The sequence below is a fragment of the Enterobacter cloacae complex sp. 6730903 genome (genome assembly GCF_048283985.1).
Lineage (GTDB): Bacteria > Pseudomonadota > Gammaproteobacteria > Enterobacterales > Enterobacteriaceae > Enterobacter > Enterobacter hormaechei_C.
In genome coordinates, this window is the sequence record NZ_JBLVXX010000007.1 from 14,367 (window position 1) to 28,994 (window position 14,628).

Below are 14,628 nucleotides of genomic sequence, written 5' to 3' on the forward strand. Positions count from 1 at the left end.
TTTTATGAATGGTAACAATATGAAATACAAGGTTTTAGTCTTTGCAGCACTGGCGCTGATGGCAGGGCGCGTGGCGCAGGCGGAGCAAATTGGTTCCGTGGATACCGTGTTTAAAATGTTTGGGCCGGACCACAAAATTGTGGTGGAAGCCTTTGACGATCCGGACGTTAAAAACGTCACCTGCTATGTCAGCCGGGCGAAGACCGGCGGGATTAAAGGCGGCCTGGGGCTGGCTGAAGACACGTCTGACGCGGCCATCTCCTGCCAGCAGGTTGGTCCGGTGGAATTGAGTGACAAAATCAAAAACGGCAAAGCGCAGGGCGATGTCGTATTCCAGAAACGGACCTCGCTGGTGTTCAAAAAGCTACAGGTGGTCCGTTTTTATGACGCGAAGCGTAACACCCTGGCTTATCTGGCCTACTCGGACAAAGTCGTGGAAGGCTCACCGAAAAACGCGATTAGCGCGGTGCCGATTATGCCGTGGCATTGATAAAAAAAACGGCGCAAAAGCGCCGTTTTTTACTGCGTGACGGGAGAATTACTCCTGGAGGTCACCGCAGAAACGATAGCCTTCACCATGGATCGTGGCGATGATTTCCGGCGTATCAGGCGTAGATTCGAAATGTTTACGAATACGACGGATGGTTACGTCAACGGTACGATCGTGTGGCTTCAGCTCACGACCGGTCATTTTCTTCAGCAGTTCTGCACGAGACTGAATCTTGCCCGGGTTCTCGCAGAAGTGCAGCATCGCGCGGAATTCACTGCGCGGCAGTTTGTACTGCTCACCGTTCGGGCTAATCAGCGAACGGCTATTGATATCAAGTTCCCAGCCGTTGAATTTGTAGCTGTCGACGCTACGACGCTCTTCACTGACCGTACCCAGATTCATGGTGCGGGACAGCAGGTTGCGTGCACGAATGGTTAACTCGCGAGGGTTGAACGGCTTGGTGATGTAGTCATCCGCGCCGATTTCCAGACCAAGAATTTTATCAACCTCGTTGTCACGGCCTGTCAGGAACATCAACGCGACGTTCGCCTGTTCACGCAGTTCGCGCGCCAGAAGAAGCCCGTTTTTGCCCGGCAGGTTGATATCCATAATCACCAGGTTGATATCATTTTCAGAAAGGATCTGATGCATCTCTGCGCCATCGGTCGCTTCAAAGACATCGTAGCCTTCTGCTTCGAAAATGCTCTTTAACGTGTTGCGTGTTACCAACTCGTCTTCAACGATAAGAATGTGCGGGGTCTGCATGTTTGCTACCTAAATTGCCAACTAAATCGAAACAGGAAGTACAAAAGTCCCTGACCTGCCTGATGCATGTCGCAAATTAACATGATCGGCCTAACGTGACTAAAGTACGTAATTGCGTTCTTGATGCACTTTCCATCAACGTCAACAACATCATTAGCTTGGTCGTGGGTACTTTCCCTTTGGACCCGACAGTGTCAAAAACGGCTGTCATCCTAACCATTTTAACAGCAACATAACAGGCTAAGTGACACCGGACACCCAATAAAACTACGCTTCGTTGACATATATCAAGTTCAATTGTAGCACGTTAACAGTTTGATGAAATCATCGTAGCTGAATGCTAGCCTTTGTCACAATTTTTCAATAAACCAACTAGTTGCGGACATTGATTGATAAACGGTACGAATCCAATCCGAAAAGAGTATTCATATGGTCATTATCATTACAAAACATAAGGATAATGGACTTCTGTTAACATTCTAACTGATTGTTCAGTCACAAAATAGTTTAGCTTTTTTTAATTGTTGTGAAACGCTATTTCGGTGATTTGTGTTGCAAAATTGTAAATTCGTGCTGCGTAATATGTTGAACTGAATCACATTTTTACCTGCTAACTGATTAAAAAGAGAACGTAAATGCATCTGTCGATTGTGCTGGTGGCGCCAGCAAGAGCTGAAAATATTGGCGCTGCGGCGCGTGCCATGAAGACTATGGGTTTTACCGATTTGCGTATTGTGGACAGCACCGCACATCTGGAGCCTGCTGCGCGCTGGGTGGCGCACGGTTCGGGTGATATTCTTGATAATATAACCACTTACGCTACGCTCGCCGACGCACTACACGATATTTCGTTTACCGTCGCGACGACCGCGCGCAGCCGGGCGAAGTTTCACTATTACGCCACGCCTGCTGAACTGGTGCCGATGCTGGAAGAAAAAAGCCAGTGGCTGGAGAAAGCCGCGCTGGTGTTTGGGCGAGAAGATTCCGGGCTGACTAACGAAGAGCTGGCGCTGGCTGACGTGCTGACGGGCGCGCCAATGGTGGCGGATTATCCGTCACTCAATCTGGGGCAGGCGGTGATGGTCTATTGCTATCAATTAGCATCCTTAATACAAATTTCTCAGCCACCGGCGACAGTTTCGGATGAAAACCAGCTGGCGGCACTGCGTGTTCGTGCAGATAAGCTTCTTGAGCAGTTGGGCGTCGCTGACGATCAAAAAATGGTGGACTGGTTACAGCAGCGCCTGGGGCGTCTTGAACAGCGCGACACGGCAATGCTGCACCGATTGCTTCATGATATTGAAAAAAAATTAGCCGAGTAAAATAGTGTCATAGGTTTTTATTATGGCCGATCCTGCTGATGTCTGGGGTTGCATCTGGGGTATTCCGATGAAAATAAATCTGCCCGCAGCGGGACGTGAGAATGTCCCGAATTGTGATCAAATTAAAAATTCATTGACTTAAGGGGCTCGATCCTTTAACCCTAAAAGAATAGAGCACAGACAGATAATAATGACAGAGTACACAACATCCATGAAACGCATCAGCATCACCACCATTACTACAACCATCATCATTACCACAGGTAACGATGCGGGCTGACGCGTACAGGAAAAACAGAAAAAAGCCCGCACCTGAACAGTGCGGGCTTTTTTTTCGGCTAAAGGAAATGAGGTAGAACCATGCGAGTGTTGAAGTTCGGCGGTACGTCAGTGGCAAATGCAGAACGTTTTCTGCGTGTTGCCGATATCCTGGAAAGCAACGCCAGGCAGGGGCAGGTTGCCACCGTGCTCTCTGCCCCGGCCAAAATCACGAACCACCTGGTGGCGATGATTGAAAAAACCATCGGTGGTCAGGATGCACTGCCGAACATCAGCGACGCCGAGCGTATCTTCGCCGATCTGCTTCAGGGGCTGGCCGACGCCCAGCCTGGTTTCCCGCTGGCGCAGCTGAAAAGCACCGTTGAACTCGAATTTGCCCAGATTAAACACGTTCTTCACGGTATCAGCCTGCTTGGCCAATGCCCGGACAGCATCAACGCGGCGCTGATTTGCCGGGGTGAAAAACTCTCTATCGCCATCATGGCAGGCGTGCTGGAAGCGCGCGGTCACCACGTGACGGTCATCGATCCGGTTGAAAAACTGCTGGCTGTGGGCCACTACCTTGAATCCACCGTCGACATTGCCGAGTCGACACGCCGTATTGCGGCGAGCAAAATCCCGTCTGACCATATGATCCTGATGGCAGGCTTCACCGCCGGGAACGAGAAGGGTGAACTGGTGGTGCTGGGGCGTAACGGCTCTGACTACTCCGCTGCCGTGCTGGCGGCCTGTTTACGCGCAGACTGTTGTGAGATCTGGACTGACGTCGACGGCGTTTATACCTGCGATCCGCGCCAGGTACCGGACGCCAGGCTGCTGAAGTCGATGTCGTACCAGGAAGCGATGGAGCTCTCCTACTTCGGCGCTAAAGTTCTTCACCCGCGTACCATCTCCCCGATTGCCCAGTTCCAGATCCCTTGCCTGATTAAAAACACCGGTAACCCCCAGGCGCCGGGCACGCTGATTGGCGCCAGCGCGGATGAAGATGACCTGCCGGTGAAAGGCATTTCTAACCTCAACAATATGGCGATGTTCAGCGTCTCCGGCCCGGGGATGAAGGGGATGGTCGGCATGGCGGCACGCGTTTTTGCCGCTATGTCCCGCAACGGGATCTCCGTGGTGCTGATCACGCAGTCTTCTTCCGAATACAGCATCAGCTTCTGCGTCCCGCAGGGCGATTGCCTGCGCGCCCGTCGCGCGCTGGAAGAAGAGTTCTACCTGGAGCTGAAAGAAGAGCTGCTGGAGCCGCTCTCGATTCAGGAGCGTCTGGCGATTATCTCTGTGGTCGGCGATGGAATGCGCACCCTGCGCGGTATCTCCGCCAAATTCTTTGCCGCGCTGGCTCGGGCTAATATCAATATCGTGGCGATTGCCCAGGGCTCATCCGAGCGTTCCATTTCCGTTGTTGTGGATAACGATGACGCCACTACCGGCGTGCGCGTGGTGCATCAGATGCTGTTCAACACCGACCAGGTGATTGAGCTGTTCCTGGTGGGCGTCGGCGGCGTCGGTGGCGCGCTGCTGGAGCAGGTAAAGCGCCAGCAGGAGTGGCTTAAGAAGAAACATATCGATCTGCGCGTCTGCGGCATTGCGAACTCGAAAGCGTTGCTGACTAACGTCCACGGTCTGAATCTGGAAAACTGGCAGGCGGAGCTGGAAGAGGCGAAAGAGCCATTTAACCTGGGCCGCCTGATCCGCCTGGTGAAAGAATATCACCTGCTTAACCCGGTGATCGTTGACTGTACCTCCAGCCAGGCGGTGGCCGATCAGTACGCGGATTTCCTGCGCGAAGGGTTCCACGTGGTGACGCCGAACAAAAAGGCCAACACCTCGTCGATGGATTACTATCACCAGCTGCGGCTGGCGGCGAGTAAGTCGCGCCGTAAGTTTCTGTATGACACCAACGTGGGCGCGGGCCTGCCGGTCATCGAGAACCTGCAAAACCTGCTGAACGCGGGCGACGAACTACAGCGTTTCTCCGGCATCCTCTCCGGCTCCCTGTCGTTTATCTTCGGCAAGCTGGACGAAGGGATGAGCTTGTCGGAAGCCACCCGCGCCGCGCGCGAGCTGGGCTACACCGAGCCGGATCCGCGTGACGACCTCTCCGGTATGGACGTGGCGCGTAAGCTGCTGATCCTGGTGCGCGAAACCGGCCGCGAGCTGGAGCTTTCGGATATCGTGATTGAGCCGGTGCTGCCAGCAGAATTTGATGACAGCGGTGACGTCAGCGCCTTTATGGCCAGGTTGCCGCAGCTTGACGCCGCCTTTGCCGCACGCGTTGCGAAAGCCCGTGATGAAGGTAAGGTATTGCGCTATGTTGGCAACATTGAAGAAGATGGCGTCTGCCGGGTGAAGATTGCCGAAGTGGATGGCAACGATCCGCTGTACAAGGTGAAAAACGGCGAGAACGCCCTGGCGTTCTACAGCCATTATTATCAGCCACTGCCGCTGGTGCTTCGCGGCTATGGCGCAGGGAATGATGTGACGGCGGCAGGCGTGTTTGCCGATCTGCTGCGTACCCTGTCATGGAAGTTAGGAGTTTAAGATGGTTAAAGTATATGCCCCGGCTTCCAGCGCCAATATGAGCGTCGGATTTGACGTGCTGGGCGCGGCGGTAACGCCGGTGGACGGTTCGCTGCTGGGCGATACGGTTACGGTTGAGGCGGCAGAGCGCTTCAGCCTGAATAACATCGGCCGTTTCGCCAGTAAGCTGCCGTCTGAACCGCGCGAGAATATCGTTTATCAGTGCTGGGAACGCTTCTGTCAGGAGATCGGCAAAAACGTGCCGGTCGCCATGACGCTGGAAAAGAGCATGCCGATTGGTTCGGGGCTGGGCTCGAGCGCCTGCTCGGTGGTCGCCGCGCTGGTGGCGATGAATGAGCACTGCGGCAAGCCGCTGAACAACAGCCGTCTGCTGGCGCTGATGGGCGAGCTGGAAGGGCGCATCTCCGGTAGCATTCATTACGATAACGTTGCGCCGTGCTTCCTCGGCGGCATGCAGCTGATGATCGAAGAAAATGGCATCATCAGCCAGCAGGTGCCAGGGTTTGATGAGTGGCTGTGGGTGCTGGCCTATCCGGGTATTAAAGTTTCTACCGCCGAAGCGCGTGCGATCCTGCCGGCGCAGTATCGTCGTCAGGACTGTATCGCCCACGGCCGTCATCTGGCGGGCTTTATTCACGCCTGCTACACCCGTCAGCCGCAGCTGGCGGCGAAGCTGATGAAAGACGTTATTGCCGAGCCGTATCGCACGAAGCTGCTGCCGGGCTTTAACGAAGCGCGACAGGCATCCATGGATATCGGCGCACAGGCGTGCGGCATCTCCGGCTCCGGCCCGACGCTGTTCGCCTTATGCGACAAGCCAGACACCGCGCAGCGCGTGGCGGACTGGCTCTCTAAACACTACCTGCAAAATCAGGAAGGCTTTGTTCATATCTGCCGTCTGGACACGGCTGGCGCACGAGTACTGGGATAACGAATGAAACTCTACAACCTTAAAGATCATAACGAGCAGGTCAGCTTTGCGCAGGCGGTAACGCAGGGGCTGGGCAAAAATCAGGGGCTGTTCTTCCCCCACGACCTGCCGGAATTTCAACTGACCGACATCGATGAGCTGCTGAAGCAGGACTTTGTCACCCGCAGCACCAAAATTCTGTCTGCGTTTATCGGCGACGAAATCCCGCAGGAGCTGCTCGAAGAGCGCGTGCGTGCGGCGTTTGCTTTCCCGGCGCCGGTGAAGCAGGTGGAGCCTGACGTTGGTTGTCTGGAGCTGTTCCACGGCCCGACGCTGGCGTTCAAAGATTTCGGCGGTCGCTTTATGGCGCAGATGCTGACCCACATCAGCGGCGACAAACCGGTGACCATTCTGACCGCGACTTCAGGCGATACCGGTGCGGCGGTGGCCCATGCGTTCTACGGCCTGAAAAACGTCCGCGTGGTGATCCTCTATCCGAAAGGCAAAATTAGCCCGCTTCAGGAAAAATTGTTCTGCACCCTTGGGGGCAACATTGAAACCGTGGCGATCGACGGCGATTTCGATGCCTGTCAGGCGCTGGTGAAGCAGGCCTTCGATGACGAAGAGCTGAAGGCGGCGCTGGGGCTGAACTCTGCCAACTCCATCAACATCAGCCGTCTGCTGGCGCAGATCTGCTACTACTTCGAAGCGGTGGCGCAGCTGCCGCAGGAGGCGCGCAATCAGCTGGTGGTTTCCGTGCCAAGCGGCAACTTCGGCGACCTGACGGCAGGCCTGCTGGCGAAATCCCTCGGCCTGCCGGTGAAGCGCTTTATCGCCGCCACCAACGCCAACGACACCGTGCCACGCTTCCTGAAAGACGGGAAGTGGGCGCCAAACGCGACGCAGGCCACGCTCTCCAATGCGATGGATGTGTCACAACCTAACAACTGGCCGCGTGTGGAAGAGCTGTTCCGCCGTAAGGTCTGGCGTCTGGGCGATCTGGGTTACGCAGCGGTGACGGACGAAACCACGAAAGCCACCATGCGCGAGCTGAAAGCGGTGGGCTATACCTCTGAGCCGCACGCGGCGATCGCCTATCGTGCCCTGCGCGATCAGCTTCAACCGGGTGAGTATGGCCTGTTCCTCGGCACCGCCCATCCGGCCAAGTTCAAAGAGAGCGTGGAAGCGATCCTGGGGGAAACGCTGCCGCTGCCAAAAGAGCTGGCAGAGCGCGCCGACCTGCCGCTGCTGTCTCATGAACTGCCCGCAGACTTTGCCGCGCTGCGTAAGCTGATGATGACCCGAGCGTAAGTTTGTTGCCCGGTGGCGGCTACGCCTTACCGGGCCTACAACGGCTCAGAATGTAGGCCGGGTAAGCGCTGCGCCACCCGGCTTTTTTATGGAGAAATTAAGGAGAAAAACAGCAGGAAAAAAGCAGAAATTCCCAATAAATGCGGTCACTTAGCGTTTAGGATTGCAGAGAATAACATCCCCCGTTCCCATCACGTACTCTCCTTACATCGGCCCACGTTGGGCAAGAAGAATAAGGAGTCACCTATGTCTACCCTGAAACCTGCACTTATCGCGCTTTCACTGATGCTGGTCGCTCCCATGGTGGTGCAGGCAGCTGAGATCACCCTCGTGCCCGCGGTAAAACTGCAAATTGGCGATCGGGATAATAACGGGCACTACTGGGATGGCGGCCGCTGGCGCGACCATGACTGGTGGAAAGCACACTATGACTGGCGCGATAACCACTGGCGTCCGCACGATGAACATCGCGATCGTGACGATCATCACCGTCATGACGAGCGCCGCCCGGGCCCGGACCGGAAGCACCATTAACACAAACCCCGCCAGCTGGCGGGGTTGTCTTTTATTGCTCGTGACGCTTAAACACCAGCTCGTTTTTTCCTGACGATGCCTCGTCGAAGAAATACCCTTCACTGTTAAAGCCGGTGAGCTGCTCTGGCTTCGTCAGGCGGTTTTGAATGATGAAGCGGCTCATCAGACCGCGCGCTTTTTTGGCGTAGAAGCTGATCACTTTAAATTTGCCGTTTTTCTCGTCGAGGAACACCGGCTTGATAATGTCCGCATCCAGCTTTTTCGGCTTCACCGATTTGAAGTACTCATCGGAGGCCAGGTTGATCACCACGTTGTCCCCCTGGGCTTGCAGCGCCGCGTTAAGCTTGTCGGTAATGACATCGCCCCAGAACTGGTACAGATCTTTGCCTTTGGCGTTTTCCAGGCGGATACCCATCTCCAGCCGATACGGCTGCATCAGATCCAGCGGGCGCAGCACCCCGTACAGGCCGGATAACATGCGCAGATGCTGCTGGGCAAAATCGAAATCGGCTTCGCTAAACGTTTCTGCTTGCAGGCCAGTGTAGACGTCACCTTTAAAGGCCAACAGCGCCTGGCGGGCGTTAGCGGGCGTGAAGTCAGGCTGCCACTCATGAAAACGGGTGGCGTTCAGGTCGGCGAGTTTATCGCTGATGCTCATCAGCGAAGCGATTTGCGGAGCCGAAAGCTTACGCGCCTCGTGGATCAGCTGTTGCGAGTAATCCAGCAATTCCGGCTGGGTATAACGCTCAGTGGCGAGCGGGCTCTGGTAGTCGAGCGTTTTGGCAGGTGAAATCAGAATCAGCATATCCAGTCCTTGCAGGAAATTTAGAGCGACTTTAACAAAAAATCGCCCTGAATTGATCGATAGCTGTTATTGCCGCGGCAAATCATCCCAGGTGCCAGGGGCAATTTGTGACTCGATTTCGGGATAGCGTGAGGCGTCAAAGACGGGCTGTACGCCAAGCTTGCGCTGACGCAGATAATCGCGCGCAATTAGCGCCACAACCGGTGAAAGAAGCAAAATCGCCGTCAGGTTCGTGATGGCCATCAGCGCCATAATGACGTCCGCTATTTGCCAGACCAACGGCATGCTGAGCAGGGAGCCGACGAAAACCATTCCCAGCACACCCGCGCGAAGGACGTTGCGGGCCAGACGCGAATCGACTTTCAGGAAGATAAGGTTGTTTTCGGCATAGATATAGTTCACCGCAATGGAACTAAAGGCAAAAAGTCCCACGACAAGTGCGACAAGGCCCGCGCCCCAGCCGCCGACGAGGGAGACCAGCGCCTGTTGTACCCAATGAATGCCTGCCGTACTACCGGACGGTTGTTCAGCGGCACCGGCCAGCAACATGATCATCGCGCTGGCGGAGCAGATAACAATGGTGTCTGTGAAGACGCCAATCATCTGTACAATGCCCTGCGCGGCGGGATGCGGAGGCCATGATGCGGCGGCTGCGGCGGCATTCGGCGTGGAGCCCATTCCCGCTTCGTTGGAGAACATACCCCGCTGAAAACCCGCAGTGAGTGCCTGGCTAAGGGTGTAACCCAGCGCGCCGGAAGCCGCTTCGCGCCAGCCGAACGCGCTCTGGAAAATGGTGACGATAACGTTCGGCACCTCGTCAATATGTATCGCGCAGACCATCAGGCTGGTGGACACCCACAGCAGCGCCATCAGCGGAACCAGCCACTGCATCAGGCGGGCAACCCCTTTGAGCCCGGTCACAATGGTCAGCAGGGTGAGAAGGGCAAGCGCGCCGCCCGTCAGCCACTCCGGACAATTGAAGGCAAAGCGCAGCGCGTGCGCGACGGAATTTGCCTGAACGGTATTGAAAATAAGGCCATAGGCAATCAGCAAAAAGATCGAGAACAGGACGCCCATCCAGCGCATTCCCAGCCCGCGAGCCATATACCAGGCGGGACCGCCGCGAAACTGACCTTTGCCGTCTTTTTCTTTGTAGAGCTGGGCAAGCGAGCATTCAGCAAAGGAGGTGGCCATACCGATAATCGCCGTCACCCACATCCAGAATACCGCGCCCGGACCGCCCGCGCCGATCGCCAGCGCGACACCGGCCAGGTTACCGCTGCCGACGCGTGCGGCCAGGCTGGTACAGAGCGCCTGAAACGAGGTCAGGCCGCCCGGCTGTGGGGTGACGCTGTTTTTCAGACTTCTGCCAAATTTGCGGATATAGCGAAACTGAATCAGACCGCTGCGCCACGTAAACCAGATACCTGCTCCAGAAAGCAGGTATATCATGATCGAACCCCAGAGGACTTCGTTAATAAAGAAAAAGAAATCAGGCACTAACGTCCCTCTTGTTGATGCCAAAGTGAATATGTAAGCGCTACCACTGATTGTGCATGCTGTTACTTAGCAGCCTGTTAATATTCTGAGTTTATCATACTCTGCCTAAGCGCACTGTCTGCGGTTGCGCTGCCTCTCACTCGTGTTATCATCAGGGCAGACCGGTTACATCCCCCTAACAAGTAAACCTGTCATTTTTCCGCTGCTGGCAAGCTGTCGGTAGTGTGAATTATCCAGGGCACGTTAAAAGAGAAACACTATCATGACGGATAAATTGACCTCCCTTCGTCAGTTCACCACTGTCGTCGCTGACACCGGAGATATCGCGGCAATGAAGCTGTACCAGCCGCAGGATGCCACAACCAACCCTTCTCTGATCCTTAACGCCGCGCAGATCCCTGAGTATCGCAAACTGATCGACGAGGCGGTGACCTGGGCAAAAGCACAGAGCAATGACCGCGCGCAGCAGGTTGTGGATGCCACTGACAAACTGGCAGTGAACATCGGTCTGGAAATCCTGAAGCTCGTTCCTGGCCGTATCTCAACCGAAGTTGATGCTCGCCTGTCCTACGACACCGAAGCCTCTATCGCCAAAGCAAAACGCCTGATCAAGCTGTACAACGATGCGGGCATCAGCAACGACCGTATCCTGATCAAACTGGCCTCTACCTGGCAGGGCATCCGCGCCGCTGAGCAGCTGGAAAAAGAAGGCATCAACTGTAACCTGACTCTGCTGTTCTCCTTCGCGCAGGCACGTGCATGTGCCGAAGCTGGCGTATACCTGATTTCTCCGTTCGTGGGCCGTATTCTGGACTGGTACAAAGCCAACACCGACAAGAAAGAGTACGCGGCGTCTGAAGATCCAGGCGTGATTTCTGTGACTGAAATCTACGAATACTACAAACAGCACGGCTATGAGACCGTTGTTATGGGCGCAAGCTTCCGTAACGTCGGCGAAATCATCGAGCTGGCTGGCTGTGACCGCCTGACCATCGCTCCTGCGCTGCTGAAAGAGCTGGCAGAAAGCGAAGGTGCTATCGAGCGTAAACTGTCCTACACCGGCGAAGTGAAAGCACGCCCTGAGCGCATCACCGAGTCCGAGTTCCTGTGGCAGCACAACCAGGATCCAATGGCGGTAGATAAACTGGCGGACGGTATCCGTAAGTTTGCTATCGACCAGGAAAAACTGGAAAAAATGATCGGCGACCTGCTGTAATCATTCTGCGTGACCGGGTTCCCGGTCACGCGTCTTTCCCCCGCCTCTGTCTGAATTTTCTCTCTGCGTGTATCATTCCCTTTAATCAGTACTTTTTGAATGGAATGGATATGAATACCTTACGCATCGGCTTAGTGTCGATTTCTGACCGCGCCTCCAGCGGTGTTTATCAGGATAAAGGCATCCCTGCTCTGGAAGCGTGGCTGGGCAGCGCGCTCACTACCCCGTTTGAGATCCAGACTCGCCTGATCCCGGACGAGCAGCCGATCATCGAGCAAACCCTGTGTGAACTGGTGGATGAGATGAGCTGCCACCTTGTGCTGACGACGGGCGGAACCGGCCCCGCGCGCCGCGATGTGACGCCGGACGCGACGCTGGCTATTGCCGATCGTGAAATGCCGGGCTTCGGTGAACAGATGCGCCAGATCAGTCTACACTTTGTCCCGACGGCCATTCTTTCCCGTCAGGTAGGGGTGATCCGCAAACAGGCGCTGATCCTGAATCTGCCGGGCCAGCCGAAGTCGATCAAAGAGACCCTCGAAGGGCTTAAAGCGGAAGACGGCAGCGTTATTGTCCACGGTATCTTTGCAAGTGTACCGTATTGTATACAGCTGCTTGACGGTCCGTACGTGGAAACTGACGGCAACGTGGTAGCAGCATTTCGCCCTAAAAGCGCTCGCCGCGAAACAATCTCCTGAAAATCATTAAAATGTGACATTAGCGCCAGCCGCAGTAGCGTGTAAATGGATTTACGATATAGTAATTTTTTCTTTACGATTGCTGTAAAAAATAATCCACAACACATGCACAATGGTTCGCTATGTCACATAACACCCGACCTCTGAATCGCCAGGACTACAAAACCCTCACGCTCGCTGCCCTGGGCGGCGCGCTGGAGTTTTACGACTTCATCATCTTTGTCTTCTTCGCCGCCGTCGTGGGGGCGCTATTTTTCCCGGCTGATATTCCGGAATGGCTGCGTCAGGTGCAAACCTTCGGCATTTTCGCTGCCGGGTATCTGGCGCGTCCGCTGGGCGGCATTGTCATGGCGCACTTTGGCGATCTGGTTGGGCGCAAGAAGATGTTTACCCTCAGCATCCTGCTAATGGCCGTGCCGACGCTGGCGATTGGCCTTTTGCCTACCTATGAGTCGATGGGCATTATCGCCCCGTTATTGCTGCTGCTGATGCGTATCCTCCAGGGCGCGGCCATCGGCGGGGAAGTGCCTGGCGCGTGGGTGTTTGTCGCTGAGCACGTCCCGGTGCGCCGCATCGGCATTGCGTGCGGAACGCTGACCGCAGGGCTGACGATCGGGATCCTGCTTGGCTCCGTGGTTGCAACCATCATCAATACCAGCATGACGCAACAGGCCGTTCACGACTGGGGCTGGCGCATTCCGTTCCTGCTGGGCGGGGCGTTCGGGCTGGTGGCAATGTACCTGCGACGCTGGTTGCAGGAGACGCCAATATTTCTGGAGATGCAGCAGCGGAAGGCGCTGGCGCAAGAACTGCCGGTGAAAACCGTGGTGGTGCGGCATAAAAAAGCGGTAGTGGTGTCGATGCTTCTGACCTGGCTGCTGTCTGCGGGTATCGTGGTGGTCATTTTGATGTCGCCGGTCTGGCTGCAAAAACAGTACGGTTTTGCGCCTGCCGTGACGTTACAGGCGAACAGTATCGCGACAATTATGCTCTGCTTTGGCTGTCTGGCCGCCGGGCTGGCGGCGGATCGTTTCGGCGCCAGCGCGACCTTTATTGTCGGCAGCCTGCTGCTGGCCGCGTCGAGCTGGGCATTTTATCATCTTGCGGGCTCCCATCCTGAACAGCTGTTCCTGCTGTACGGTGTCGTCGGGCTGTGCGTGGGCGTCGTTGGCGCCGTACCGTACGTGATGGTCCGCGCCTTCCCGCCAGAGGTACGCTTCACCGGGATCTCTTTCTCTTATAACGTCTCGTATGCCATTTTCGGTGGGCTGACGCCGATTGTGGTGACGGTGTTGATGGGTGTGTCACCCCTTGCACCGGCGTGGGCGGGGCGGGGTTTAGCGCTGTGGGGGGTGGTTTTGGGAGGGGGGCTACGCCAGACAGGGGCCCCGCGGCCCCCCCCCGCGGCCACGACAGAGGGATCAGTGTTTTTCACCAATCGGTAGAATGGTGCGGTCGAACTGCTCGTTCAGCACTTCACCCATCGCCAGGTAGATTGCGCTTGCGCCGCACACCAGACCGACCCATCCGGCAACGTGAACGATGCCTTCGTTATCCGCCAGGTGACCGATGGCCAGCAGGGCGAACAGGACGGTCAGGCTCAGGAAGACGAATTGCAGCGCGCGGTTCGCCTTAAGGGTACCGAAGAACATGAACAGGGTGAACACGCCCCACAGTCCCAGGTATACGCCCAGGAAATGGGCGTTTGCCGCCTCCGCCAGGCCCATTTTAGGCATCAGCAGAATCGCGACCAGGGTCAGCCAGAAGGAACCGTAAGAGGTAAAGGCGGTTAAGCCGAAGGTGTTGCCTTTCTTATATTCCAGCAGGCCCGCAAAGATTTGTGCGATACCGCCGTAAAAAATGCCCATCGCCAGGATAATGCCGTCCATCGGGAACATCCCGATATTGTGCAGGTTCAGCAGAATGGTGGTCATGCCAAAACCCATCAGGCCCAGCGGAGCCGGATTAGCCAACTTAGTGTTGCCCATAAGTCCTCAAAAAATCATCATTAATATGGTGAAATGGTTAAACCCGCGCCAGTTCTCCCTGACGGGGCGCGGCATCATAATGGGCGGCATCGACGCCGTCTATGATCTCATCGGGGTGAAATTAAAAAATTTTTTATCCTTCCCCCTTGATGGATGCCGTTGTGACCCCATCTTGTAAGCAACCGCAGTGTGTGGACCTGAAAAAAATCAAATCTGGGCAGTTGAAAAAGCACGTTCTGCCCTTATTACAGGTACACAACCACATG

The 14,628-nt window shown here is 55.6% G+C and carries 15 protein-coding genes and 1 other annotated feature; of the genes, 11 read left to right on the forward strand and 4 right to left on the reverse strand.

All coding sequences use genetic code 11. The annotated features are described in order from the left end of the window. Positions 1-19 precede the first annotated feature (19 nt). Positions 20-490: a protein CreA gene (creA, locus tag ACNQ0W_RS05180; RefSeq protein ID WP_003856503.1), complete on the forward strand. Its 471-nt coding sequence runs from the start codon at positions 20-22 to the stop codon at positions 488-490. A 48-nt stretch (positions 491-538) separates the two neighbouring features. Here the strand turns inward: creA and arcA are convergent, their stop codons facing one another. Next, positions 539-1,255, reverse strand: coding sequence for a two-component system response regulator ArcA (gene arcA / locus ACNQ0W_RS05185; protein ID WP_003856501.1), 717 nt, complete (start codon positions 1,253-1,255; stop codon positions 539-541). 95 nt (positions 1,256-1,350) lie between these two features. Between arcA and yjjY the strand changes: the two genes are divergently transcribed. From yjjY to ACNQ0W_RS05220, 7 genes are all read left to right on the forward strand, one after another. Continuing rightward, positions 1,351-1,491: a protein YjjY gene (gene yjjY, locus ACNQ0W_RS05190; RefSeq protein WP_001541509.1), complete on the forward strand. Its 141-nt coding sequence runs from the start codon at positions 1,351-1,353 to the stop codon at positions 1,489-1,491. A 399-nt stretch (positions 1,492-1,890) separates the two neighbouring features. After that, positions 1,891-2,577, forward strand: a complete 687-nt coding sequence (locus ACNQ0W_RS05195) for a tRNA/rRNA methyltransferase (RefSeq protein WP_062932384.1) — start codon at positions 1,891-1,893, stop codon at positions 2,575-2,577. Positions 2,578-2,788: 211 nt separating this feature from the next. Further along, positions 2,789-2,857, forward strand: a complete 69-nt coding sequence (gene thrL / locus ACNQ0W_RS05200) for a thr operon leader peptide (protein ID WP_015572623.1) — start codon at positions 2,789-2,791, stop codon at positions 2,855-2,857. Further along, positions 2,796-2,913, forward strand: a sequence feature (Thr leader region). It overlaps the preceding gene by 62 nt. A 24-nt stretch (positions 2,914-2,937) precedes the next feature. Continuing rightward, entirely contained in the window at positions 2,938-5,400 is a 2,463-nt protein-coding gene (gene thrA, locus ACNQ0W_RS05205; RefSeq protein WP_062932383.1) for a bifunctional aspartate kinase/homoserine dehydrogenase I, read from the forward strand. Position 5,401: 1 nt separating this feature from the next. Continuing rightward, on the forward strand, positions 5,402-6,331 hold the full coding sequence (gene thrB / locus ACNQ0W_RS05210) for a homoserine kinase (protein WP_022650380.1): 930 nt from the start codon (positions 5,402-5,404) through the stop codon (positions 6,329-6,331). A 3-nt stretch (positions 6,332-6,334) separates the two neighbouring features. Further along, on the forward strand, positions 6,335-7,621 hold the full coding sequence (gene thrC / locus ACNQ0W_RS05215) for a threonine synthase (protein WP_047727834.1): 1,287 nt from the start codon (positions 6,335-6,337) through the stop codon (positions 7,619-7,621). Positions 7,622-7,867: 246 nt separating this feature from the next. Further along, on the forward strand, positions 7,868-8,155 hold the full coding sequence (locus tag ACNQ0W_RS05220) for a DUF2502 domain-containing protein (RefSeq protein WP_062932382.1): 288 nt from the start codon (positions 7,868-7,870) through the stop codon (positions 8,153-8,155). A 31-nt stretch (positions 8,156-8,186) separates the two neighbouring features. On the opposite strand, the gene yaaA is transcribed toward ACNQ0W_RS05220, so the two are convergent. Beyond that, positions 8,187-8,960: a peroxide stress protein YaaA gene (gene yaaA, locus ACNQ0W_RS05225; protein ID WP_022650381.1), complete on the reverse strand. Its 774-nt coding sequence runs from the start codon at positions 8,958-8,960 to the stop codon at positions 8,187-8,189. Between the two features lie 66 nt (positions 8,961-9,026). Next, on the reverse strand, positions 9,027-10,460 hold the full coding sequence (locus ACNQ0W_RS05230) for an alanine/glycine:cation symporter family protein (RefSeq protein ID WP_062932381.1): 1,434 nt from the start codon (positions 10,458-10,460) through the stop codon (positions 9,027-9,029). A gap of 262 nt (positions 10,461-10,722) precedes the next feature. Between ACNQ0W_RS05230 and tal the strand changes: the two genes are divergently transcribed. The 3 genes from tal to ACNQ0W_RS05245 all read left to right on the forward strand — a co-directional run bounded on the left by tal (position 10,723) and on the right by ACNQ0W_RS05245 (position 13,819). Then, positions 10,723-11,676 (forward strand): transaldolase, encoded by a 954-nt coding sequence (gene tal / locus ACNQ0W_RS05235; protein WP_003856481.1) that lies wholly within the window; start codon positions 10,723-10,725, stop codon positions 11,674-11,676. A gap of 110 nt (positions 11,677-11,786) precedes the next feature. Next, positions 11,787-12,374, forward strand: coding sequence for a molybdopterin adenylyltransferase (mog, locus tag ACNQ0W_RS05240; protein ID WP_047052506.1), 588 nt, complete (start codon positions 11,787-11,789; stop codon positions 12,372-12,374). A 122-nt stretch (positions 12,375-12,496) separates the two neighbouring features. Continuing rightward, a complete protein-coding gene (locus tag ACNQ0W_RS05245) occupies positions 12,497-13,819 on the forward strand; it encodes an MFS transporter (protein ID WP_417933173.1) in 1,323 nt (440 codons plus the stop codon). Here ACNQ0W_RS05245 and satP read toward each other — a convergent pair. Further along, positions 13,796-14,362: an acetate uptake transporter gene (satP, locus tag ACNQ0W_RS05250; RefSeq protein ID WP_003856474.1), complete on the reverse strand. Its 567-nt coding sequence runs from the start codon at positions 14,360-14,362 to the stop codon at positions 13,796-13,798. The two genes, ACNQ0W_RS05245 and satP, sit on opposite strands and share 24 nt — an antisense overlap. Positions 14,363-14,628 lie beyond the last annotated feature (266 nt).

Coding starts and splice junctions, on each gene's coding strand:
- creA (WP_003856503.1), top strand. CDS start 20: ATGAAATACAAGGTTTTAGTCTTTGCAGCACTGGCGCTGATGGCAGGG.
- arcA (WP_003856501.1), bottom strand. CDS start 1,255: ATGCAGACCCCGCACATTCTTATCGTTGAAGACGAGTTGGTAACACGC.
- ACNQ0W_RS05195 (WP_062932384.1), top strand. CDS start 1,891: ATGCATCTGTCGATTGTGCTGGTGGCGCCAGCAAGAGCTGAAAATATT.
- thrA (WP_062932383.1), top strand. CDS start 2,938: ATGCGAGTGTTGAAGTTCGGCGGTACGTCAGTGGCAAATGCAGAACGT.
- thrB (WP_022650380.1), top strand. CDS start 5,402: ATGGTTAAAGTATATGCCCCGGCTTCCAGCGCCAATATGAGCGTCGGA.
- thrC (WP_047727834.1), top strand. CDS start 6,335: ATGAAACTCTACAACCTTAAAGATCATAACGAGCAGGTCAGCTTTGCG.
- ACNQ0W_RS05220 (WP_062932382.1), top strand. CDS start 7,868: ATGTCTACCCTGAAACCTGCACTTATCGCGCTTTCACTGATGCTGGTC.
- yaaA (WP_022650381.1), bottom strand. CDS start 8,960: ATGCTGATTCTGATTTCACCTGCCAAAACGCTCGACTACCAGAGCCCG.
- tal (WP_003856481.1), top strand. CDS start 10,723: ATGACGGATAAATTGACCTCCCTTCGTCAGTTCACCACTGTCGTCGCT.
- mog (WP_047052506.1), top strand. CDS start 11,787: ATGAATACCTTACGCATCGGCTTAGTGTCGATTTCTGACCGCGCCTCC.
- ACNQ0W_RS05245 (WP_417933173.1), top strand. CDS start 12,497: ATGTCACATAACACCCGACCTCTGAATCGCCAGGACTACAAAACCCTC.
- satP (WP_003856474.1), bottom strand. CDS start 14,362: ATGGGCAACACTAAGTTGGCTAATCCGGCTCCGCTGGGCCTGATGGGT.